General features: G+C 47.5%; 19 protein-coding genes. 15 read left to right on the top strand and 4 right to left on the bottom strand.

Annotated features, from left to right (window positions below; all coding sequences use genetic code 11):
* The first annotated feature begins 309 nt into the window (after nt 1–309).
* Entirely contained in the window at nt 310–2,094 is a 1,785-nt protein-coding gene (locus tag C170_RS15900; RefSeq protein WP_036611454.1) for a proline--tRNA ligase, read from the top strand.
* 598 nt (nt 2,095–2,692) lie between these two features.
* Here C170_RS15900 and C170_RS15895 read toward each other — a convergent pair.
* The 3 genes from C170_RS15895 to C170_RS15885 all read right to left on the bottom strand — a co-directional run bounded on the left by C170_RS15895 (nt 2,693) and on the right by C170_RS15885 (nt 5,567).
* Nucleotides 2,693–4,492, bottom strand: coding sequence for a 5'-nucleotidase C-terminal domain-containing protein (locus tag C170_RS15895; RefSeq protein WP_036611451.1), 1,800 nt, complete (start codon nt 4,490–4,492; stop codon nt 2,693–2,695).
* Between the two features lie 172 nt (nt 4,493–4,664).
* Entirely contained in the window at nt 4,665–5,081 is a 417-nt protein-coding gene (locus C170_RS15890; protein WP_017690190.1) for an ImmA/IrrE family metallo-endopeptidase, read from the bottom strand.
* A 42-nt stretch (nt 5,082–5,123) separates the two neighbouring features.
* A complete protein-coding gene (locus C170_RS15885) occupies nt 5,124–5,567 on the bottom strand; it encodes a helix-turn-helix domain-containing protein (protein ID WP_081745955.1) in 444 nt (147 codons plus the stop codon).
* 693 nt (nt 5,568–6,260) lie between these two features.
* On the opposite strand from C170_RS15885, the gene C170_RS15880 reads away from it, so the two are divergent.
* The 8 genes from C170_RS15880 to C170_RS15845 all read left to right on the top strand — a co-directional run bounded on the left by C170_RS15880 (nt 6,261) and on the right by C170_RS15845 (nt 15,102).
* Nucleotides 6,261–6,743 (top strand): ArpU family phage packaging/lysis transcriptional regulator, encoded by a 483-nt coding sequence (locus C170_RS15880; RefSeq protein WP_036611447.1) that lies wholly within the window; start codon nt 6,261–6,263, stop codon nt 6,741–6,743.
* A 99-nt stretch (nt 6,744–6,842) separates the two neighbouring features.
* Nucleotides 6,843–8,510 carry a GAF domain-containing sensor histidine kinase gene (locus C170_RS15875; RefSeq protein WP_036611443.1) on the top strand — a complete coding sequence of 556 codons (1,668 nt, stop codon included), beginning with the start codon at nt 6,843–6,845 and terminating at the stop codon, nt 8,508–8,510.
* Nucleotides 8,511–8,528: 18 nt separating this feature from the next.
* Entirely contained in the window at nt 8,529–9,263 is a 735-nt protein-coding gene (locus C170_RS15870) for a response regulator (protein WP_036611442.1), read from the top strand.
* A gap of 187 nt (nt 9,264–9,450) precedes the next feature.
* Nucleotides 9,451–10,026: an NADPH-dependent FMN reductase gene (locus C170_RS15865; RefSeq protein WP_036611439.1), complete on the top strand. Its 576-nt coding sequence runs from the start codon at nt 9,451–9,453 to the stop codon at nt 10,024–10,026.
* A gap of 47 nt (nt 10,027–10,073) precedes the next feature.
* Nucleotides 10,074–10,532 (top strand): VOC family protein, encoded by a 459-nt coding sequence (locus C170_RS15860; protein ID WP_036611437.1) that lies wholly within the window; start codon nt 10,074–10,076, stop codon nt 10,530–10,532.
* Nucleotides 10,529–11,164 carry a VOC family protein gene (locus C170_RS15855; protein ID WP_036611436.1) on the top strand — a complete coding sequence of 212 codons (636 nt, stop codon included), beginning with the start codon at nt 10,529–10,531 and terminating at the stop codon, nt 11,162–11,164. The genes C170_RS15860 and C170_RS15855 overlap by 4 nt, the downstream gene beginning before the upstream one ends.
* A 179-nt stretch (nt 11,165–11,343) precedes the next feature.
* Nucleotides 11,344–12,303: a hypothetical protein gene (locus C170_RS15850; protein ID WP_036611434.1), complete on the top strand. Its 960-nt coding sequence runs from the start codon at nt 11,344–11,346 to the stop codon at nt 12,301–12,303.
* Between the two features lie 948 nt (nt 12,304–13,251).
* Nucleotides 13,252–15,102, top strand: a complete 1,851-nt coding sequence (locus C170_RS15845) for a DUF4127 family protein (protein ID WP_036611433.1) — start codon at nt 13,252–13,254, stop codon at nt 15,100–15,102.
* A 4-nt stretch (nt 15,103–15,106) separates the two neighbouring features.
* Here C170_RS15845 and C170_RS15840 read toward each other — a convergent pair whose 3' ends face one another.
* Nucleotides 15,107–15,451 carry a YfjL-like protein gene (locus C170_RS15840; protein ID WP_036611431.1) on the bottom strand — a complete coding sequence of 115 codons (345 nt, stop codon included), beginning with the start codon at nt 15,449–15,451 and terminating at the stop codon, nt 15,107–15,109.
* A 434-nt stretch (nt 15,452–15,885) separates the two neighbouring features.
* Here C170_RS15840 and C170_RS15835 point away from each other — a divergent pair, with 434 nt between their 5' ends.
* The 6 genes from C170_RS15835 to C170_RS15810 all read left to right on the top strand — a co-directional run bounded on the left by C170_RS15835 (nt 15,886) and on the right by C170_RS15810 (nt 21,853).
* Nucleotides 15,886–16,809, top strand: a complete 924-nt coding sequence (locus C170_RS15835) for a hypothetical protein (RefSeq protein WP_143781248.1) — start codon at nt 15,886–15,888, stop codon at nt 16,807–16,809.
* 392 nt (nt 16,810–17,201) lie between these two features.
* Nucleotides 17,202–17,402 carry a hypothetical protein gene (locus C170_RS15830; protein ID WP_017690177.1) on the top strand — a complete coding sequence of 67 codons (201 nt, stop codon included), beginning with the start codon at nt 17,202–17,204 and terminating at the stop codon, nt 17,400–17,402.
* Nucleotides 17,402–18,865: a phage tail sheath subtilisin-like domain-containing protein gene (locus tag C170_RS15825; protein ID WP_036611427.1), complete on the top strand. Its 1,464-nt coding sequence runs from the start codon at nt 17,402–17,404 to the stop codon at nt 18,863–18,865. Before C170_RS15830 ends, C170_RS15825 begins: the two co-directional genes overlap by 1 nt.
* A 49-nt stretch (nt 18,866–18,914) precedes the next feature.
* Nucleotides 18,915–19,322: a phage tail tube protein gene (locus C170_RS15820; RefSeq protein WP_036611426.1), complete on the top strand. Its 408-nt coding sequence runs from the start codon at nt 18,915–18,917 to the stop codon at nt 19,320–19,322.
* Nucleotides 19,323–19,496: 174 nt separating this feature from the next.
* The gene (locus tag C170_RS15815) at nt 19,497–19,931 is read left to right on the top strand and encodes a phage tail assembly chaperone (RefSeq protein ID WP_017690174.1); all 435 of its coding nucleotides are present in this window, start codon (nt 19,497–19,499) and stop codon (nt 19,929–19,931) included.
* 182 nt (nt 19,932–20,113) lie between these two features.
* Nucleotides 20,114–21,853, top strand: a complete 1,740-nt coding sequence (locus C170_RS15810; RefSeq protein WP_036611425.1) for a hypothetical protein — start codon at nt 20,114–20,116, stop codon at nt 21,851–21,853.
* Nucleotides 21,854–21,896: the final 43 nt, after the last annotated feature.

Raw genomic sequence — 21,896 nt, 5'->3', positions numbered from 1 at the left:
GAGGACATGATTGTGCAAGCCAGCTTCAACAGAGAGGGAACAGTGTGGTGCAAGGTTCCTGTAGCTGTTTCATAAATTCCTACCTCGCGAGCTGCGGAAGAGAATGCCCATACAGGGTTGCAACCTCCGCCGGCAGGGCCCGTTATGCCCCGTAGGACTGCATGTTACAGATCGCATAGGTTGCGAACGAATTAATTTGCAGTTAAATAAGGGTGGTACCACGACACATTCGTCCCTTGACGGATGTGTCTTTTTGCTGTTTATGCGCCGTATTTGATAACAAAAAAGGAAGATTAGGAGTGTGTTATGATGCGTCAAAGTGAAATGCTTGTCCCAACATTACGTGAAGCGCCAGCGGAGGCAGATGCAGCGGGACATCGCTGGTTACTGCGTTCCGGCATGATTCGCCAACTGGCAGCAGGGATATACAGTTACCTGCCCCTTGGACGGCGTATATTGTTAAATGTTGAACGGATCGTTCGTGAAGAGATGGATCGTGCTGGATGTCAGGAAGTGTTACTGCCGATTATGCAGCCTGCGGAGTTGTGGGAAGAATCCGGAAGATACACACAGTATGGTCCCGAATTGATGCGTCTGAAGGATCGTCATGCACGGGAATTTGCTCTTGGACCAACACATGAGGAAGTCGTAACCGCTTTAGCGCGGGACGAGGTGAGCTCGTATCGTAAGCTGCCATTCACCCTGTACCAGATCGGAACCAAGTTCCGGGATGAGCGCCGTCCTCGATTTGGATTGCTGCGTGGACGTGAGTTCATCATGAAGGATGCGTACTCTTTTGCTTCGGACTGGGAAGAGCTTGATCGGACTTATCAGGCGATGAACACGGCGTATAGTCGCATTCTGGAGCGTTGTGGTCTGGACTATATCCGTGTTGAGGCGGACGCAGGAACCATTGGCGGTCAAGGAGAAACACATGAGTTCATGGCTCTTGCTGATGTGGGTGAGGACACAATTGTAACCTGCAAACATTGTGGATATGCTGCAAATCTGGAGAAAGCGGATTATCAGACTTCTGGAGATATGGAGAAAAAAGAAGGAAGCTTGGAAGTTCCAGCTGATTCTGCGAGTGCAGACTCCGCGCTTCAAACGGATCAACATTCAGGAGTGGAAAACGTAGTACGTATCTCGACACCTGGCGTTCGTACGATCGCAGAGTTAACCACTTTTGTGGGCAAAGGTGCTGAACATATGATCAAAACGCTGCTTTATGTGGCGGATGGTCAGCTCATCGCTGCGCTTGTGCGTGGAGATCATGAACTGAATGACATCGCATTGAAGCAGGTGTTGGGGGCAGAGGAACTGATCCTTGCAGACGATGCAGCCATTGCGGCTCATCCAAATCTGAAGGTAGGATTCCTGGGTCCGATTGGACTAAATCTGCCGATGGTGGTGGACGCTGACGTGGCAGTGATGAAGAGTGCAATTACAGGAGCCAATGAAGTGGATGTGCATGTTTCCGGTGTACGCCCAGGGGTTGATTTTGCATTGGAGCGAGTAGAACGAATCCGCTTTGCTGCGGAAGGGGATGCTTGTCCAACATGTGGATCACCACTTGTGTTTACCAAAGGTATTGAGGTTGGCCATATTTTCAAATTGGGGACGAAATATAGTGATGCCATGGGCGCTTCATTCCTGGATCGTAATGGTCGCCAGTGTGTGCCAGTCATGGGGTGTTACGGCATTGGCGTATCCCGCCTGATGGCCGCTATAGCTGAGCAGTATGCAGGAGATGAAGGCATAAGATGGCCTGCCGCTGTTGCGCCTTATGATGTGCATCTGGTTACAGTAAGTTGGAAGGATGAGCAGCAGCGTCAGCTCACCCTCGAACTGGAACAACAATTGATCGATGGCGGTTACACGGTATTGGTTGATGACCGGGATGAACGTCCAGGTGTGAAATTCAAGGATGCGGAGCTGATCGGATTGCCTGTGCAGATCGTTATTGGCCGAGGAGCAGCCGAAGGACAGGTCGAACTGGGATCACACGCACTTGCAGCAACAGGTGAATCGAAACGAATAGGGTTGACTGCACAGGAGGCTGTGCTTTATGTGAAGGAACAGTTCACTTCTTAAATTCAGGGGAATCGCTAATTATATGAGTTCATATAATAGTACCGAATATGATGCGGTAGCTGATTTTGATTGCTGAAATTCCAATGAGAGCATGAAAAAGAGGGCTATAGGCATATAAATTGATAGGGTTTTATGAGTAATATCATACGAAATAACTAAATTTGGATAGTTGTATTCAGTATACAAATGCTTTTATGATTAAGGATCTGAAGATGATCATACTCAGGCGGATTTATGTGCAAGTATGCAATTTTGAGAAGATAGAGATGTCGAAATTAAATGTACAATAAACGCATGAACACGGTCATTCCTGAGAGTTTTTATATAGTTCGGTGTCGAAGGCACATGATAAAGTTGGTCCGTAAAGGCCAGGCTGGGATTTATTTTTGCCTCAGATGATTGTCAGGATCAGCAGGATATGTCCACAGGAAATGTTCAAGTATCTGATGTGGATTGATGTTTAAGAACGGAGATACAAAAGGGTGTCCCCTTAACCAGTAATCTGGCTTTGGGGACACCCTTTTAGTTATGACAAGATAGATCGGTATGCTGATGCACTATAAGCGGTCATGCCTATATGCACTTTGCTTTGCTGAGCTTAAGAAGCTGCAGGCAATTTCAATTGTTGACCTGGATAAATCCAGTGTGGATTTTTGATATTGTTCAGCTTCTGCAATGCCTGCCAAGTTGTGCCGTATTGTTTGGAGATAGAGTACAGGGAGTCTCCGGATTTCACAACATGTAGTTTGGCTGGAGCAGGTTTACTTGGTGTTGGTTTGGACGGTTTTTCCGGTTTTGGTGTTTCTGGTTTTGGCTTGGTTGGAGCTGGTGTTTCTGTTGCCGGAGTTTCCGGCTCTACTGCAGGTTTTACCGCTTCACTGATCCGACCATCTGTTTTGATGTCTACAGCGCCGAGCTTCTGCATGTAATTAATCAATGCTTCGTCCAGCGCGCCATACATACCCGTAGTTGGATATTTGGCAAACATGGTGTATTCGTCACCACCAACAGCTGTGAAATCATTGGTTGCCAGTGTATACGTTGCTTCCGGATCAAGGGCTTTATCGCCCACGGTTACGGAATGTACACGGCTACCTTCTGCAGCGGAAGTATCGATTTTGAACTTGATACCAGATACTTGCGGGAATCCACCGCTTGGTTCCGGGTAGGAAGCTACACCGACTTCAAGGGCTGCCAGAATATCGGACCCTTTCACTTCAAGCGTTACCACTTGATTACCAAAAGGAAGCACTGTGATGATATCACCTTTGGTTACGATCCCTTTTTCGATGGAAGCACGGATACCACCACCGTTAGTCAGTGCAATATCGGCTTTGCTGACATCACGAATGGCATCTGCAAGCAGGTCACCCAGGTTAGTTTCACCTGCACGTACCTGTTCACGTTTACCATCCAGCAGAATAGCTGTATTGGCTACTTCTTCTTTCAAGATAGGTTCTTGTTCTTTTTGAATGGAGTTTACGAGAGTCGCGACTTTCTCATTTGGTTTGATGTCTTTTGCTTCCGTTTCATCAATTAATGTTGCTTGTTTCTTCGTTACTTTACCACCATCTACCCATAGATCGATGACACCTACGTAGTTAGTGTATTCTCCTGCACTTGCAATCAATGTTCCGTTATCGGATACAAGTCCATCTTGCAGTACAGTATGGCTGTGACCATCGATGAATACGTCGATGCCAGGAACTTCTTTAACAACTTTAAAGCTAGTATCCGTGCTGGATGCATCTTGTCCAAGGTGTCCCAATACCACAACAACATCTACTTTGCTGCGGATTTCGTTTACCAGAACTTTAGCTTCTGCAGATGGATCTGTAATATCAAGACCTTCTACGTTTTTAGGATTCGTTTTGTACAACGTTTCCGGTGTAGTCAAAGCGATGATACCAATCTTCACGCCATCCACCTCTTTAATGAGGTAAGGATCGAAGAGACGTGTTCCGTCTTTTTTCTTCACGTTGGCACTCAGCATGGGGAAGTTCATCATGTCCGCCAGTTCGATCAGGCGATCTGAACCATAGTTGAATTCGTGGTTACCCGGTACGATGGCTTGGTATCCCATTTCATTCATGACTTTTACGATGCTCTCACCATTCACGAGAGTGGCAAATGTTGTACCATGCACAGCATCTCCAGCATCGAGCAAGAGTGTGTTCGGGTTTTCGCTACGATATTTGTCAGCGATTCCAGCTACTTTGGCAAAACCCATAGCAGGTGAAGATTCAACTGCACGGGCATGCGTATCATTCGTATGTAGAATGGTAATGTGTTTACCTGTGCCCGGAGTGGTATCCGTTGCAGCTGCGGCAATACCTACACTGCCAAACAGCAAACAGACCGTTAGCAGAAGTGAAACGTAATTCTTCCAGATTTTCATATGAATCCGAAACCTCCCAAAATAATAATCTACTTGAGCGTTTACACAGCTCAAATAGTATTTTAACAGACTATTATTAGGAAATCTCGCGAATTACGTAAAAATAAGTAACCTGAAAGTGACATGTAAATCTGCTGTTGGAAAATATAATCTTCGGAAAGAACGTATGTTCTTAAAGAGTGTAAAAAAAATGCTGCGCTTCACGCGGCAGTCCGGTACGCAAACAAAATTTCTCCAAAGATTCATCCGGTTCAGGCATCACTCCGGAGGTCAGTAATTGAATGGCAAAACGGTTAGCCTGTCTTTCCAGCTTGCCTGGAGCAAAATAGGAATGTTCCTCCAGAAAGAATCGATTAATCCCTTTATGAAGTCGGTCGTGTCCAAGCTCATGGGCGCACACGAACCGTTGCCACTCCGGCGGCAAATCATTGTGTATGACGATAAACCTGCGCCGGAGCTTGCGAAAGTACAGTCCCTTGGTGGACTTCCCCAAATTGGTGAAACGAATCTGTATTCCAACCGCGCGGGCAATGCTGAACGGGCAGTTGGTCCGGTGTTTTCGAATCAGCTTTGTTACGATGTCATCCATATGATCTCACCTGCTGCCTTATTAAATTCAGTGGGTCATGCCTCATGGGCGATTGTCCGATTCGTCTGTCTTTTTGCGTTTGTTCATCTGTTTGGCTTCCCAGAACAGACCTGTCAGCACATCCTTGATTCGTTTCTTGTCCTCTTCATCGAGTGGAATGCCGTCAAACATCAGATCATCATCGTCCTCCAGCATCTTTTTAAAATCACGACGGTCTTTGTATGTAGCCCATTCCGGTACGTCCTGAAGTTCAGCAGCACTCCCTGGTTCAATATAACCGGCCTGCTTCATCATCTCTGTGTAGGGCACCGAGAGTGCATCTGAAATCTTGCGGATGGTCGCTGGTTTTGGCACACCCCGGATCCCATTCTCAATACGTGAAATCTGTGAGTTGCTTATTCCGGCTGCTTCGGCGAGCTGATTGATGCTGTATCCCTGTTGCTCGCGCAGTTGTTTCATATAAGGACCAAAAGCGTGCTCCACAATTATGCCAACTCCTTCGATTCGTACAAGTACTTGAATTATAAATTAAGAGAGCTCGTGCTGCACAGATCACTCCGATGACAGAACAACCTTCCGATCGCTGTTATCCCCGAATTTCCTGAATGTATATCTTCATAGGTAGAATTTCGGTGATAAAGGCGAACGCTTCGCTTCTTCAGGTTCTTTCTGTCCTCTCCGTTAACGTGCATATCTAATCCAAATCTTAACTTATAAAAATCAAATGACTTATACGGAAGTTCATTAATTAAACAGTACTATAACGTATATATACCATTAGGTAAAGAGATATGAAACAATTATGCCAAAAGGCATAGGAAATGAGAGCGAAGGTTTTATTTTATCGTCAAAACGATCCAAAATGAAGGTTTACTCCGATCTCCAGAAAGTGGTATCCTCAAATAGAAATACGAACACTATACGAACAAAATGTAAAGTCGAGGCAGAGCGTGTGTTTTGTAATCACCTTCTGAAAAGTTGAATTCCCCGGATTATAGCAGTTTGGAGTGATTCCAAAAGGCAACAGGGGGAAATTAAAAAAATGTCGTTACTTTTTTGGAAAACTGGACAACTCTATGAATAAGAGCGTTTTGCCATCGTGCAAAGAACGATTGCAAAACAACATGACGTGAACGATAGAGTGAGTGATATGAAGAATACTAAAGGAGGAAGATAAATATGGAATTGATGCTACCCGAATTGGACCGACGCAAAACGCAAACAGCTGTTGAAGCTGCGCTGGAAAAATACCGAATCTATAAAACCATTGCATTTGAAGAACGAGAGGTTATGGTGACGGCAAGTTATGTCGAGCGTTTCCACGGTGCAACCAATGTGACAGGGGATTCCACGGCGAGAACGGCGATCTACAATGTGGACGTGCAGCGCGCGCGTCAAGCATACTGCGATACGATTGATTTTGTTGTGTCCCGGCTGAGTGAAAAGGAACGTGTACTCGTCTGTGAACGATATCTGAAAGACGATGATGTGTTTGACTATAAAGTGTATAACCATGTGTTTGATCCGCCTGTCAGCAAGGATACGTATACGAAGATTCGTACACGTGCTTTCTACAAAATGGCGCTGGCTCTGTCAGATCGAGGTCTGATTAATATGGAGCCTTTGTCTGTGTCCCGCAAAGAGCGACAGAAGCTGGGCTGAGTGAGCGATTGAAGAAGTTGATCCTTTAATATCCAAGGTGGATTGGTTACAATAGTTGAACAAACCACAGTTGGTACAGCCAAAGGAGAGAATTCTGCGATGTCGGAAGAAGTCGGAATGCAGGAAATGGTCACGTTGAAGATAATCGCGGAAACGCTCAATACGTCCAATGATCTGAACTTAATGCTGGATACCGTGGTCGGCAAATTACTGGAGTTGACCGGATTAACGGCAGGCTGGATGTTTCTGATTAATGAACGTGGAGACTATACCTGTGTTTCGGATTATAATCTGCCCCCGGCATTACTGCGTGAAGATAAAGAGCCCATGCGAACGGGTACCTGCTGGTGTGTGAACCGCTTTAAGGACGGTCAGCTCAATCATGCGGTCAACATCATTAACTGTAAACGGCTGGAGGATGCCGTTGAATTCCAATGGGGAGATACCCATGATATTACCCACCATGCAACCGTCCCGTTAAGGTCAGGGGAGAAGATGCTAGGCCTGCTCAACGTGGCTGCGCCAGCCAAGGAACAATTCAGCGACAGTGAGCTGGCGCTGTTACAGGGCGTGGCGTACCAGATTGGGAGTGCGGTAGAACGGATGAGATTGTATCGTGCGGAGCAGCGACGAGCTGATCTGTATGCCAAGCTGGGGGAGTTCAGCACGGCTTTGGGTCTTGCAGTGAACGAATGCAGCAATTCTGATGCTTTTTGTTTAAAAGTTGTACAGCTGCTTGGGCAGCATTATGATTGGCCTTTTGCTACAATCATTCAGCAGAAAAATGGATTGTTCGTTGTGCAGGCAGCCCATGCAGATGATAAGGTTCGAGCGTTATCAAGTACTCCGTTATCTTCAGAAGTGACGAGCCACATTAACCATATAATCAATAGTCATCGTGTAACATCTCTGTCTGGGACAGAGATCGCTGAGATATTTACCCTGTGCAAGCCTGACCAGACTGCGAATTCCATTGCCTCGGGAATTGCTGCTCCACTTCCGTACCATACGCCAGGGGAAACGGGAATTCTGGTGATCGGAATAGGAACATCAGGTCCTGCGCAGGCAGACCGTGAAGTGCTGGAGGCATTGGCCGAACATATTGCGGCCTCATGGGAGAGTCTGAAGCTGGCGGAGAATCGCCGCGAACTTGCACGACTGGAAGAGAGAAACCGGTTGGCTCGCGATCTGCATGATTCGGTTAATCAGATTTTATTTTCACTATCGTTAACAGCTAAAGGCGCGGAAAGTATGTTATCCGACTCCGAGCAGTTGCACCCGGCAGCGGAAGCGATGAAGGATATTCGGGCTTTGTCTCAGGAGGCTCTCAAGGAAATGCGCGCATTGATTATGCAGCTCCGTCCCGCGGGACTGGAAGCAGGGCTGCTCCATGCGCTACAGGAATACGGTACCAGCCAGGGGCTTCAAGTGATGATGAACCGGACGGGAATGCGGTCTTTACCGCGTAATATAGAAGAAGCATTGTGGCGAATCGGACAGGAAGCGCTGAATAATGTAAGAAAACACGCGGATGTTCCTTCTGCTGAGGTCACCCTCAAGTTAAGTGATCATGAAGTGGTGTTCACCGTCACAGATCAGGGAAAAGGTGGTGCGAACAGGCCAAAAGCGTCGTCTGGAAGCTCCCTTGGCCTGTCCATTATGAAGGAACGGGCTCAATCGCTCGGTGGCAGCTTAGAAATAGTGAGTTATTCCCGCAAGGGAACGACAATAACGGCAGTCATTCCACTTCCGTTCGAATCTGTATAAAGTCAGGGGGAAGAAGAGATGCCGATTACGATTTTGCTCGCAGACGATCATGCGATGGTGAGACGGGGGCTGCACGTTTTTTTGACGACACAGCAAGACATGAAGGTTGTGGGCGAAGCATCGAACGGACAGGAAGCACTGGCTCAGGCGGAAGCGTTAAAACCTGACGTGGTATTAATGGATCTGCATATGCCGATCATGGACGGAATTGAAACAGCCAGAAGGCTGCGCACGTTATTGCCGGCAACGCGAATCATTGTGCTCACCTCGTTTTCGGATCAGGATCATGTCGTTCCTGCTGTTCGCGCAGGGGTGAAAGGATATCTGCTCAAGGATATTGAACCGGAGGATCTGGCCGTAGCCATTCGTAATGTGCATGCAGGTCAGGTGGAATTGCATCCCGCCGCAGCAGGTCAATTGATGCATGTGATGGCTTCATCCGATTGGTCTATAAATGAACAGCAACCACAGGATATACCGACAGATCAGTCAGCAGACAGTCAACATCAGGAGCCAAAGCAGAAGGGTAAATCAACTGAAGCGTCTCTTGGCGGACTGGATATGCTCACTCGCCGTGAACAAGAAGTCTTGGGGCTGATTGCTCAAGGATTGAGCAACAAGGAAATTGCAGTTCAATTGGTCATCACCGAAAAAACGGTCAAAACCCATGTCAGTCATCTGCTCGACAAACTGGGACTGGCGGATCGGACGCAAGCGGCTCTTCATGCCGTAAGAAATGGCTGGGTCGTGTGACCAATTCCGACATATGTTCATACTTAAGTCGTATAAACTCAACCTAAAGGTTGAGTTTTTTGGCATTTCAAGTTAAGTCTATCTGCTGACGATTTGGATGCAAAAGAAAGGTAAGATAAGAGTAGAAATAACAGATCGGTTGAAACATGAGAGTTTGAATTATTAAAAAACCAAGGAGAGTGACTTTATGAATATCGTTATTTTGGCAGGCAGTAATCGGAACAATGCAACCAGTACACGTCTGGGAGAGTATGCTGTGGAGATTATTCGAGGTCAGGGACATCAGGCCAGCCTGTTTGATCTGTATCAGACACCACTCCCATTCTATGCACCAGATGAAAAACAAGCGGATCATGAACATCTGGCAGATCTGAATACACGTATGCTCGCGGCTGATGCGATCATCTTGTCTACACCAGAGTATCACGGCAGTATTAGCGGTGTGCTCAAAAATGCATTGGATCACCTGAGTCAGGCTCATTTCAGCGGCAAGCCCGTCCTGTCCATCAGCTCCTCTGGTGGAGCGGTGGGGGTAAGTTCACTTTTACAACTGCAAGCGATTGTTCGCAATCTGCATGGCATTAATGCCCAGGAGTGGATATCCATTGGTGGTGCGCAACGCAGACGATTTGAAGCGACATTTGACGGATACGAGGAGTATGAAGGCAGTCAGGATATAGAGGACCGGGTGCAGCGGGTCATTGGATCGTTTTTAAATCTGGCCCAGACGTTAACGAATGCGCGGAATTCTACCATGAGTTGAGAACCAAGGAAGATGAAAAATCGGAAAAGGAAAAGAGGTTGAGCATTATGATTACAGGCATATTTGAAACACATTTAAACGTGACGGATCTGGAGAGATCCCATCATTTCTATGAAACGGTCCTGGGTTTACCTCATGCCTACGGGCAGAAAGAACGTGGGAACTCCTTCTACTGGATTGGTGGAAAAGGCAATGCCATGCTGGGATTGTGGCAAAAGGAACCTTCCGAGGTGAAACGTCAGCACTTTGCTTTTCATGTATCTCTGGAGGATATGAAACATGCGGTGGCTCACTTGGAGAACAAAGGGATCAAGACACAGAACTTCCTGAATGATGATATCGGTGAACTGTACGTCTTTGGCTGGATGCCTGCGGTATCTGTATATTTTAACGATCCGGATGGTCATATGCTTGAATTCATCGCCATGCTCCCGGATGAAGCGAAGCCTGAACTTGGCATGGTGCCGTGGAGTCAGTGGGAGGAGATGCAGGAGAAGACCGTATGATGATTGAAGAATTACAGTTATATACAACACGGCTGGAGGACCTCAAGCATTTTTATCGTGATACGTTGGGAATGGAGGTCTCCAATGCCACGGATCAGGCCTTCAACCTGCAGGTTGGAGGGACAAAGATGATTTTCAAACCGTGTGAAACAGATCGTGAGCCCTTTTATCATGTGGCCTGGTCGATTCCGACGAATCGGTTCAAGCAAGCGAAGAAGTGGGCTGCATCACGTGTTGTTTTAAGCAGAGAAGGAGATCGGGATGAGACGTACTCTACTAACTGGAACTCTCATTCTCTCTATTTCGAAGATCCGGCAGGCAATATTATTGAGCTGATTGCTCATCATCGTATTCAGAACGAGAGTGACCATGACTTCTCGACTCAAGATATATTACAGGTGTGTGAAGTTGGACTGGTGACGGAGGATGTTCTGTCTACGGTGAATGAGCTTCAGCAGATTGGACTCACGCGCTGGGGTGAGGTTAGTGATACCTTTGCTCCTGTAGGAGATGTGGACGGTCTGTTTATTGTGGTGAAGAAGGATCGGACGTGGTTTTTCTCTACGCAAAAAGCAGAGATCTATCCGTTGGAAGTGTCCATTCGTGACGTGGGCAGGCTTCGAATCGGCTAAACTTTGCATTCCAGGGCAAAACGGGCATATGTGGAGCATTTCCATCATGTTATAGAAGTAAGCGCTCTATTTATTAATTAGGATATATAAGTTGAACTAAATTTACACGATAACAGAGAGGACAGATCTTAGTTCAACTTATATAGTTTCTCTGATGGGTTTACATATGATGAAGGGTGGTGGCAAGCTTGGATCGACGTTTGTTGGAAGATGGACTAGCGATTATCGTTTCCAGTCGGGAACGTACAGGAGATCTGTGGCACGCCCATTATGGGGCGGGTGCGATTGCGGCATATTTTTGGTTGCGGGAAAATCGTCTCACTGCCCTTGCCGCCGGCAGTGTTATGGCCGAAGCAAAAGCCATGCTTCGCCAGCATGGAATCAGCCGTGGTCAGACCTCTCCGATTGGTGAGATGATGCCCAGGGAAGATGCCGAGGCGTGTATTACGGACGCATTGGATCGAACGATTGGAGAGCTGCATTGGGTTGGACACCAGGCCATCTACGGGGCAATCAGTCTGAAAGCCATTCGTGAACTGGATGGATGGGGCACTGCGGAGGATATTGGTCGGCTGGTTGAACTGATCGATTCATTCGATCGAACCATCCCGGGAAGATCTTGGATGAACACAACGATGAAAGAAATTCGCAGTCTGAAGCCGGAGAAAAGCGATGGTTTCCCCGAGATCGAAGATCCAACACAGTTGTCACGCCTGATTCTGGATGAGCTTGGTGCGTTCCAGACCATATATCACGCGGAAGCGCATCATGATCTAATCGGTCATATGCTCACCTATGGACATGCGCTTAACATATTATATGAATTAGGTTATCCGGCATTATTCCACAAAGGCATTCCGCCTTTCCTTACCATGGTGAAGGCACTACGCTTAAGCCGAGATGTGGATATTGAACAGGAGATGCCGACATTGCAATCACCCGTAGATCTGCTGCCACTGGAACGAGCGGAACGATCAGTGGCGCTCCCTCATGAGCTGGAATATTGGCTCACCGACAGACGTTCCCGTGACTGGAACGGAGGTCATGTATTCAAATTCCCGTTCAGCTTCTATCACCATGCGAAGAACGGGGAACCTATACCGGAAACATGGGAGAACTTTCGTTATATCATCGCGTGAGATAGAGCCAACAATATGGAACAAACGATATAGAACGAAGGATATGGAACCAACGGTATAGAATCAAAATGAAGAGCACTTGCCAAAGATGGCAGGTGCTTTTTGGTTTTCTAGCGTTAATATTCCAAGCTACTGAAAGCCGAAGCGGATCCTAATTTGTCCGGAGTCGGCAAGCGCACTGTATCCTGAATCTGCGAGACCATTCGCTGCATGTTCGAGAACGCACCCTTCATTTACGAGCCCATGTCCTTCATGTGCGAGAAACGCTCGTGATATCGTAAGAGGCGGATTGTCTCCCTTCTCATGCAGAGCTCTGCTCCAGACGGATTCGAGGTCTCCCCTCCGGTTTGCGGTTGGAGCAAAGCCTAGAGGAGTGAGAGCTAACGAATCGGAGGCGTCTTATTCAAGGATTTGAAGCGTCTACAGAAATATGAGGAATCTGAGACACGTTATATTAGAATAAACAGCCATTTTCAGCGTTAATGTCAGGTTTTTTAGAAAATAGGGTGTCTGATGTTCCTTATCATTTAAAAAGAGAACCTGAATGCCAAATAAGACGTCCCACGTTCCTTAGAAAATCCTCTATCCATTCGCCAGAATTAGCGGGCTGGGACTTCAAGCTTTTTGGACACGGGCACCCATCATTCTAAAATCCATCATCGTATAGCTTGTTTGAATTGAAATGCACACATTAGTTTTATCCAGATTAAAACCGACAATTATCCGCCCCGGACACGACTACATTCAGGCGTATTTCATCCCGATTACCATCAGCGCGAGTGGGAAAAGGCAGTAAAATGGTATTATCGGATCAGCAGCAAGGAAGACATACCGACAGCTCATACGCTAACGTACAGCCGGCCATGGGGCCGGTTTTTTAATTCGGTGATTGCATCCTTGCCCTGATCGGGTATTAAAGACTAAACAGATAACAGGAGGCTACGTGATATGAAAACAGTATTGTATGTTCCACTCGATGATCGTCCAGCGAATCTGGATGATGTGATTGTGCAAGGGAAAGCATCCGGTATCCATATCGTTACCCCGAACCTGAGTGATATTAAGAATCGTCTCGACTCGGAGAAAACCGTAGATGGCACAACGCTGCTCGGCACCTCCACGCCGGTTTATGGCAAACCGTCCAAGATTCACGACTTTATTCTGAAACATGCTGCCAAGGTCGACGGATTCATAATCTCATCCGATATGCTCGCTTATGGCGGTCTGATTGGCAGTCGTCAGCTCCGTGAAGATGGAGGAGGCGCCTATCCAGAATACGATGATGAAACGACGCGTTTGCTGGATGTGATTCGTGTGATCAAGCAGAAATATCCACGCAAACCCGTATTTGTAATGGATACCATCATGCGTTTGGCTACAACCTCGTTTGCAGATGGCTTGGCGCTTGATGCATATAATGAGTCCCGTGCGTTGATGCAGCAGCCACGTCAGACAAACACTGAGTTTGAGGATATTATCGAAGGTTATAACCTGTCCCCGGATGGAGTGGAATATGGGACAACGACCTATTTTGATAAAGAACAGTATTACAATACAAGACAGCATAAATTCAAAACCAATCTGTACATTCTGGATCAGCTGGCTCGCACAGGTTATATCGATTTCCTCGCGGTTGGAGTCGACGATGCCAACACGCAGGGTGTTCAGATCAATGAAATCAAATATGTAGAAGCGCGGATCAATGAATGGCTGGGTGGAACCAATGGGCAAAATCCGGATCGTGCTATCATCTTGCCGGATGCAGATGGTTTGGGGCACGCTTTGGTCGCTCGCATGGCTAACCAGTTGTTCCGAGGCGGGGCGAGGACACGTTACGCAGTGAAATATTTTGGTCCTCACGGAAACTCCATCATTAACACGTATGAATACATGGATGTACACGAGAATGTGGTTCGTCATGTGGATATTGTAGGTGGTGTGCTTGTAGCGGATTCGGCATATCCTGAACCGGAGGTGGTGACGGATGTGGGTGCTGGCTTGGAAAATGAACAGCTAGTGGCTGTAGCAGCCGATCAAGTTGTCCCGTTTGACATGACCTCCGAACTGGATCGTATGACCAAGGGTCATCCGGGAAATTCCGGAGAGAACACAGGCATCGACATTGAGATTATCGCCATTACGGCTCTGGATCAGGTGCAGGCTGCGTTGGAGCAATTGACGCTGAATGGGGAGCAAGGTCTGCCTTCGGTGTTGATTGATTTTGTGGGTAAAGGACCAGCCAATGTTGATGTTGCCGAAGCATTGCTCAACAGTCCATATACCGGACGGGTTCTGGGTTATAGTGCATGGAATACACCAGGTAACAAGATCGGTATTGCTGTAGGTATGGGGCAGTCGAGGTACGCATTGATCACAACAGAGAAGCATGAGCATAAGTTGCGAGATGCTATGAATGCGCATGGCTCGCTGTTGTTTAAGCGTTTTCTGAAGGATTATTACTACAAAGCGGTAGCGATTGCGGACATCCGCACATATTCCCGAGCTCATGCGCTTTATACCAACGTGGCTACCCTTTCGGATCAAAATATGTTGCTGTTCAACTCGGAGGAAGACTATGCCCATTTGCAAACATTGCTCCGTGACTTGATGCAAACTTACACAACGGCACTTGCGAATAAAACAGCCTTCCAGACAGGTAATGTGGCGATTAAGCAGATCTGTAATGACGAATTGTCCTATGCGACGTATGGCAGTGCGCTGCTGGAATATGGAAATCCCGATTTCATCTGGGGCCGTGCATTTGAGATTACGTTGAACCCGCAAGTTACGCTGAACTAAACTGTTATCTTACCATGGGCTCCTCATGTTTGGGATCATCACTGGTATGACTGTACTGCTTAATCTCGCCGTTGTTGAAAATGACATATTGGTACTTCGCTTCGAGTTCATCCGCGAATGTTACTGAGGCACCGTAAGGTGCTTCAGAACTTTTTGAGGAGTAATTACCTTGTACTTCGATAAGCTGTTCGGGTGAGTAACCTTTCTGTTCAATCAGGTAAGTGGTTACCTGTTGTTCAGCATCATTTTTCTTGAGCGGATTACCAAGCAGTCCGAAGTAAGCCCAGCAGGATATCCCGAGTATAAATGCTAAGATGACAAGTGAAGTGATCTTGAATGTTTTACTCATAGGTATTTCTCCTTCTTTTACGTAAGCCACAATGAATTAGATAATAAAATATTAATATATTTGGATAAATTTATCAATTAATTGATCTTAAAGCTTACTTAGGTATTCTTTAAAATGATGATTCCATAATCGTCTTTTTTCCACCCGAACGTCTCCCTTAATCGCACCGAAGTCGTACGGAACACCATCCGCGCTAGGGATGAAAGGGTGTAAGATTGTATTATCGGATCAATAACAAGGGACGCACCGAAAGCACATACGCTAATGTACAGACCGGCCAGGTGGCCGGTCTTTTTGATGCGGTGAATGTAGTCCCGGTACTGGTTCGATAGCAATACAGACTCTGAGTTAAAAGGGGGAGTCTACTGCTGCTGCACTGTCGCTGCATCGTGTGGGCAGATCTCAAACTTGCAGCCAAAGGGGGCGAAATGAATGTGTCTATGAGAAATGAGATTAACACTGACATGAGCACCAGTAAAATGAGTACGCTCATTAAAAAAACGCTGAAACAGAAGCTCGCGGTACTTGTTCCAGATTGGGGCGGTCGTGTGCTGGATGTACCTGGGCCAGGCGAAGTGTTGGCTGGGCCTTGTGCCGTGGCTGCGTTTGCCGAAGAGGTGCCGAAGTCTGCTTGGACGGGATATCGAAGGATTATTAAAATCTCACCATACGCTCGTCCGGAAGATGGTGGCGCTGAAAAGGTAGAAGCTTGGTCAGCTGATCTAATCGAAGGGTTGCATCAAGTAAGGCTGGTGGATGAAGCAGGTGAGGCCTTCACTTGCATCTATTTGGGTTCTTCAGATAGTGACCGGGTGGATGCAGGGTCTGGCATGGTTACGCGGAGTCTGCGGTTCGGAGTGTATGTTCCCGAAGACTCGGGAGTCGTCCTCGCTGAAACAGGGGACGCGTGGTTAGCTGCGCTTCAAGACTGGACACAGTCGGAACTTGGTTCGGGCTTCTCGGTATATGGGGATGTCTGGCCCGGTGGATACGATATGCCGTCTGTGTTATGGCGATTGGCCGGATGCAGCACTTCTGTCGCGGGGACTTCTACATTGGAGGTTCGACAACAGTGGATTGGGCATGTGCTCACCGATCATTCGGTGCTAACACGCCAGACTGTTACTCGGTTGGTAGAGCAACTTGCAGTGCAATCTCGTCTTGCCGTCACTGAAACGGGTGGCGAAGAGCACGAAGGTAACACGCGATATATCACAGTGGATGAAGTCACAGCAGATCTGCAGACCGATGCGTATCTGAATGGACAGATTCGTCTGACACTACAGCAGCGGATTCGCCGTCCGGGTACGAATGTACCTTTGATTCGTGAGATTCACCATAGCAAAGGTATGGAGTAAACGTTAGTCGAGAGGAACCTTCTATTAGAGGTTGTTCAAAAAGCCCGCTTTTGATTACAAAGGATGCCTAACGGCATCATCAGCATCGAATATGGAATTCAGCCGAAAAAGCATATGCTTACGATGATTGTTTCCTTCTGAAACATGTAGTTGCTCACGTAGTTTTCCATACGCTCTGCTACTCCATTTCTAACTTCATCCCATCTTCTCGGTACTGAAAACCGATCTTTTTGAACATGCACTTTTAAGAGTGGTTCCAGATTATAGCTTTGAAATGATAGATGTGGCTTCAATATTATAGCTTCATATTCATAGGATCAAAAATTCATAGATCAAGCTTAAAGATCATCGTTTCACGAAATTAGTAGTCCAACAAATGAGGTGAGATGGCAATGGCAAGCTCAGTGAAAAAAAGCAAACAGACAGCCCCGCGGTATACACGGGCAGAATTGATGAATCATGCAGAAGCCCTCTTTGCCGTTAAGGCAGAGGTGCTGTACGGTGCGCTGTACGAAGCGGCGCAAGAGACGTTTTCCATTGAAGAAACGCAAGAACGAATTAACCAATTTATGAAAGCGAAGGTGAAGGGATAATGGCAGGTGGAAATTGGGAGCAAACGAATCGTCCGGTCCTTCCGGGCTTATATATGAATTTTCAGGCGGCAGCCTCCTCGGCCATTCAGGCAGGTACGCGGGGAACGGTCGTGGTACCAATCAAGGCCAACTGGGGTCCTGTGGGGACTTTTGTTGAAGTAGGGAGCGAAGCGGCGATTGAACGTATCTATGCGGCGAATGTGCTGGATAACGGTACGGCTTATACTTCCTTGAAGCTCGCCCTGTTGGGTGGGCCGAAGAAGTTGCTCGCTTATCGGGTAGCAAGTGCTGCGGCCAAAGCAGCCACGCTTACTTTGAAGGACAGCAGTGATGCCAATGTTCTGCAACTGGATGCGAAGTATCCGGGAGATCGTGCAAATAGATTCTACGTCACCATCCAGCCAGGTGTGATTGATAATACGAAGCATGAAGTGCGCCTTTTTGAAGGCAACCGGATGTTGTATGCGCTCCTGACAGCGGATATTACAGCAGCTTCTCTGGCAAAAGAGATCAACGCGGATGAACAAAATGTCTGGTTAACGGCTCAGGCGATTGGCGATGATGCAGGTGTAGTTGCAACAATTGCGGGTGCGGCATTCAAAGGCGGCGTAAGTGGCAACGATGACCTGACCAATGCAGAGTACATTGCTGTACAGGGCGCGCTGGAAGGGGAGCAATTCGACGTCTTGGCTTTGGATCAGGCGGCTGATGCACCTCTGCTTGCGAGTTTTGCGGCATGGGTGAAACGTGTGCGTAGTGAAGGTAAACCGGTGGTGGCTGTATTTGGCGGTTCCTCAGCGGATGACACTTCTGCTACAGCAGCACAAAAAGCGGCAGCACGTTCGCTTGCGCTCAACCATGAAGGTGTGATTAATGTCGGTACAGGCGTACGCCTTGGAGATGCATTCTACAGCTCGGCGGAAACATCCGCCTATGTTGCAGGTCTGATCGCCGGACAACGTCTGAACCAATCCACAACCTATGCAGCTACTCCGTTCGATGATGTGACACGTCGCTGGACGCGTGCAGAACAGGAGCAGGCGGTACAGAATGGCGTATTTATTTTCTTCCATGATGGACGCCAGGTGAAAGCACTTCGTGGTGTAAACACACTGGTAACGCCAGCCGCTGGACAGAATAATGCGTGGAAAAAAATCCGTTCCATTCGTGTTTTGGATGCGATCAACACGGATTTGCAGCGCTCCGCGGAAGATACGTATATCGGTAAAGTGAACAATACTGAAGAGGGTCGTCAAGCACTGATTAGTGCCATGAAGGCCTATTTGGCGTTGCTCGCACAGAGTAATGTGATTGAAGCTGACGGTTACGATGTCATTCTTGATCCGGCGTATTATGGCACTGCTCCAGTTCTCAAACCGGAAGCGGATCAGGTATTCCTGCAATGGAACGTGAAGCTGACGGATGTGATGGAGCAGTTGTTTGGCACATTTTACGTGCAATAAGGTTGTGTGAAAGGAAAACGCGATTTTTTAATTTTAAGGAGGAAAATATATGTTGGATGCGTCAAGAGTAATTCTCGGTACCCATGGTCAGTTGCATATCGATGGTGTGTGGCAGACAAACATTAACAAGTTGGAAGCGAGTGTGGAGATTGAAAAGCGTGAGCTGAACCTGGTCGGTAACGACTGGAAGGTGCACAAAAACGGCGCGAAAAAAGGAACAGGCACGATGACGGGCTACAAAGTCACTTCCGATATGATCCAGCGCGGCTTCACCAAATTCGAGATTATTTCCAAGCTGAACGACCCAGAATCGTATGGACATGAGAGTGTATTGCTGAGAGGTTGCATGGTGGACAAAATCCAGCTTGCCAACTGGACAGCTGGCGAAGAAGTACCGGAAGAAACAGGCTTTACGTTTGAAGGATTTGAATTGCTGAATCCGATTGTGGCGAACTAAACTTTGAAATAGGCAAGTGATTGAGTTAGTTGCTTAAGCTTGGTTGCATAGTTACTTCATATTAATATGGACACCAATGCGGGCCGAGATGATCTCGGTCTCTTTGTTGTCTCTACAGGCTTGGAAGCTGGCATAGATGAACCCATTTGTGAAATAAGAAGGAGATAACGCCCGATGAGTATGAATGAAAATATGTCCGAAGAACAGATCTTGGATCAGTTGTTTGAAGCAGCAGAACGTCTGCCAGAGGAGAATGTGCGCATTCAGCGTCTGGATCTGCTGTTGACTTTGCGTGGACTGACGTCTTCCAAAGTGGATCACATTCGCGAACGCTGTACGATTCGAAAAACGACCAAAGGCCGCACCGAGGAAAAGGTGGATACCGAAACGTTTAACGCGCTGCTCATTTCTGAAGCAACGGTGAAATTAAAAGTCCGCAGCCTGGAATTGTCCGGCTGGGGGGATACCCGTATTACTGGCCGTATGAAGCTATCTGGTGGCGAACAGGCGGTACGTCGTATGTTGCTGGCTGGTGAATTGGATGCCGTAGGTGATAAAGTGCTGGAGCTGTCCGGCTTCGGTGTGGAGATTGAAGACCTAAAAAACTGATTCACTCCGGCGGGATGACCACGTTCCTGTATCACATGTGGGTACGTCATCATCTCCGGCCCGGAGAGTTCTGGTCTTTGCCACGTGGGGAGCGCTCGCTGTTAATTGCGTTCTCGGAAGAGGAAATGTCAGCGATAACTTCGCAAATGAATCGATAACGAAATAGGCTAGGAGGTGAAAAAATGGCAGAAATGATTGTAGGTTTATCCAAATCTAATGCGGAAATGCGGACAACCCTTCGATACCTAGATCAGATCCAACGCTCAACCGAACGTCTGGGCAGAGTTCGTTATCAGAGTCTGATTAAGGTGAACAATGAACTGAGAACGACAGGACGCAGGTTGGAGCATATTTATAGTATGGCTGTGCGAATCAGCAGGCTGCGAATTACACCGACGATTGGGTTGATTGATAAGCTCAGTCCAGCGTTGGATCGCGCATGGGCGAAACTGAACAGTTTCAGGGACCAGATGGTTACGGCTTCGGGCACAGTATCGCTTGAGGTTCGGCAGAAGATCGAAGTGGCGATGGGCAAAGGTGGGCCAACTGGCCCAACTATGGCTGTCATGATCCAGAACAACAAAAACATTACTAACAATACGAAGGAAGAAGAACCTAAAAAGTGGTGGGAAAACGTACTTGCAGCGGTCCAAGCATTCAATGATTTGAAGGATGCAGCCTTTAATGTAGGAGATATTTTTAAATTGTTCAAAAAGAAAAAAGAAGAAAGTCCTGCATCAGATCCAACCAGAAGTCCAGCATCCAAATGCTGCTGTTGTACAGGTGGAAAGATGGGCAAGAACCGTAGAGTTCGTTCACCGAATGCGGATGGTGGTGGATCAGATCGTGGAAGACGAAATTACCGAAGTGGTAGAAGGTCTAGTAATCGTTCGAACCGGGGCCCATCACCAGTACCCAATCCTGTACCTGATACTCCGACTCCTCCGGCCGATCGCAACCGTAATAGGGGAGGCGGTAGAAGAATACGAGGAAGCGGTAGATTAGGATTTGCGGATGGTGGATTGGGATCTTTAACTGACATGCTGGCTGGTAATGGATTGATGGATAATTTAAGTAGTGGCTTTGCCAAAGGAGCAAAAAGGTTGCTTGGACCTATCAGCATGCTTGCTGATGTAGCGAATGTAGCGACAGCACCTCCGGAAGAGCGTGGCCGAGCGGTGGGTTCGATGATTGGCGGCACAGCAGGTACTGCGATTGGTAGCGCCATCGGTAGCGTTCTTTTGCCTGGCATCGGGACATGGGTTGGTGGTGCAGTAGGTGGTTGGGCCGGAAGTACAGCAGGTGGCTGGATTGGAGACAAAGCGAAGGATATTGGAAACTTTATGTCTAGTGCTACCGAAGGTGTAGGTGATGCATTGTCAGGTGCAGCCGATTACGTCTCTGAGAAAACAAAAAAAATCACCGATGGCATATCCAACTTCTTTGGTTTTGGTTCCAAAAAAGAAGAGAAGACGATCTCGGCAGCAACGGTGGCCGCACCGTCTCCAGTTGCAACAGGCCCCCAGATGGCCCCTGCCTATATGCCACCGGCACTGACTATGACAGGCCCAGCCGCATATATGAACAGCAAGGTAGGCCAGCCTACCTCTGCTGGATTCATGGGTACAAGCATAATGCAGAACCAAGCGATGGCGGCTGGTAACGGCGCGCAGACGACTGGAAAAACGTCCACGATGACGGTACGGATATCCGAAGACCAGATGAGCAGTCTGTCCGGTTACTTGAAGGATTTCAAAACCGAAACTACCAATCAGATTGCGATCAATATTCCACCAGGTGCGGTGCAGGTGACCGTGCGCGAAAATGCGATTGATTATGACGCAGTTTCTCACCAGGTGGGGCAACGGATATCTAACGAGTTCCGCCGTGCGATGCAAAATCGCAAAACAATTATGGCCTAAGCAGAAAGGAGGCCGCAGATATGTCTGTACTTGAAGATAAAGT

This window comes from Paenibacillus sp. FSL H7-689 (genome assembly GCF_000517905.1).
GTDB classification, from domain to species: domain Bacteria; phylum Bacillota; class Bacilli; order Paenibacillales; family Paenibacillaceae; genus Paenibacillus; species Paenibacillus amylolyticus.
The sequence above is the reverse complement of the archived record's forward strand: the minus strand, read 5'-3'. Positions and strand labels throughout refer to the sequence as shown.

What these genes read in the sequence shown, in the direction of transcription:
- C170_RS15900 (WP_036611454.1), top strand. Translation starts at nt 310, where the DNA reads ATGCGTCAAAGTGAAATGCTTGTCCCAACATTACGTGAAGCGCCAGCG.
- C170_RS15895 (WP_036611451.1), bottom strand. Translation starts at nt 4,492, where the DNA reads ATGAAAATCTGGAAGAATTACGTTTCACTTCTGCTAACGGTCTGTTTG.
- C170_RS15890 (WP_017690190.1), bottom strand. Translation starts at nt 5,081, where the DNA reads ATGGATGACATCGTAACAAAGCTGATTCGAAAACACCGGACCAACTGC.
- C170_RS15880 (WP_036611447.1), top strand. Translation starts at nt 6,261, where the DNA reads ATGGAATTGATGCTACCCGAATTGGACCGACGCAAAACGCAAACAGCT.
- C170_RS15875 (WP_036611443.1), top strand. Translation starts at nt 6,843, where the DNA reads ATGTCGGAAGAAGTCGGAATGCAGGAAATGGTCACGTTGAAGATAATC.
- C170_RS15870 (WP_036611442.1), top strand. Translation starts at nt 8,529, where the DNA reads ATGCCGATTACGATTTTGCTCGCAGACGATCATGCGATGGTGAGACGG.
- C170_RS15865 (WP_036611439.1), top strand. Translation starts at nt 9,451, where the DNA reads ATGAATATCGTTATTTTGGCAGGCAGTAATCGGAACAATGCAACCAGT.
- C170_RS15860 (WP_036611437.1), top strand. Translation starts at nt 10,074, where the DNA reads ATGATTACAGGCATATTTGAAACACATTTAAACGTGACGGATCTGGAG.
- C170_RS15855 (WP_036611436.1), top strand. Translation starts at nt 10,529, where the DNA reads ATGATGATTGAAGAATTACAGTTATATACAACACGGCTGGAGGACCTC.
- C170_RS15845 (WP_036611433.1), top strand. Translation starts at nt 13,252, where the DNA reads ATGAAAACAGTATTGTATGTTCCACTCGATGATCGTCCAGCGAATCTG.
- C170_RS15840 (WP_036611431.1), bottom strand. Translation starts at nt 15,451, where the DNA reads ATGAGTAAAACATTCAAGATCACTTCACTTGTCATCTTAGCATTTATA.
- C170_RS15830 (WP_017690177.1), top strand. Translation starts at nt 17,202, where the DNA reads ATGGCAAGCTCAGTGAAAAAAAGCAAACAGACAGCCCCGCGGTATACA.
- C170_RS15825 (WP_036611427.1), top strand. Translation starts at nt 17,402, where the DNA reads ATGGCAGGTGGAAATTGGGAGCAAACGAATCGTCCGGTCCTTCCGGGC.
- C170_RS15820 (WP_036611426.1), top strand. Translation starts at nt 18,915, where the DNA reads ATGTTGGATGCGTCAAGAGTAATTCTCGGTACCCATGGTCAGTTGCAT.
- C170_RS15815 (WP_017690174.1), top strand. Translation starts at nt 19,497, where the DNA reads ATGAGTATGAATGAAAATATGTCCGAAGAACAGATCTTGGATCAGTTG.
- C170_RS15810 (WP_036611425.1), top strand. Translation starts at nt 20,114, where the DNA reads ATGGCAGAAATGATTGTAGGTTTATCCAAATCTAATGCGGAAATGCGG.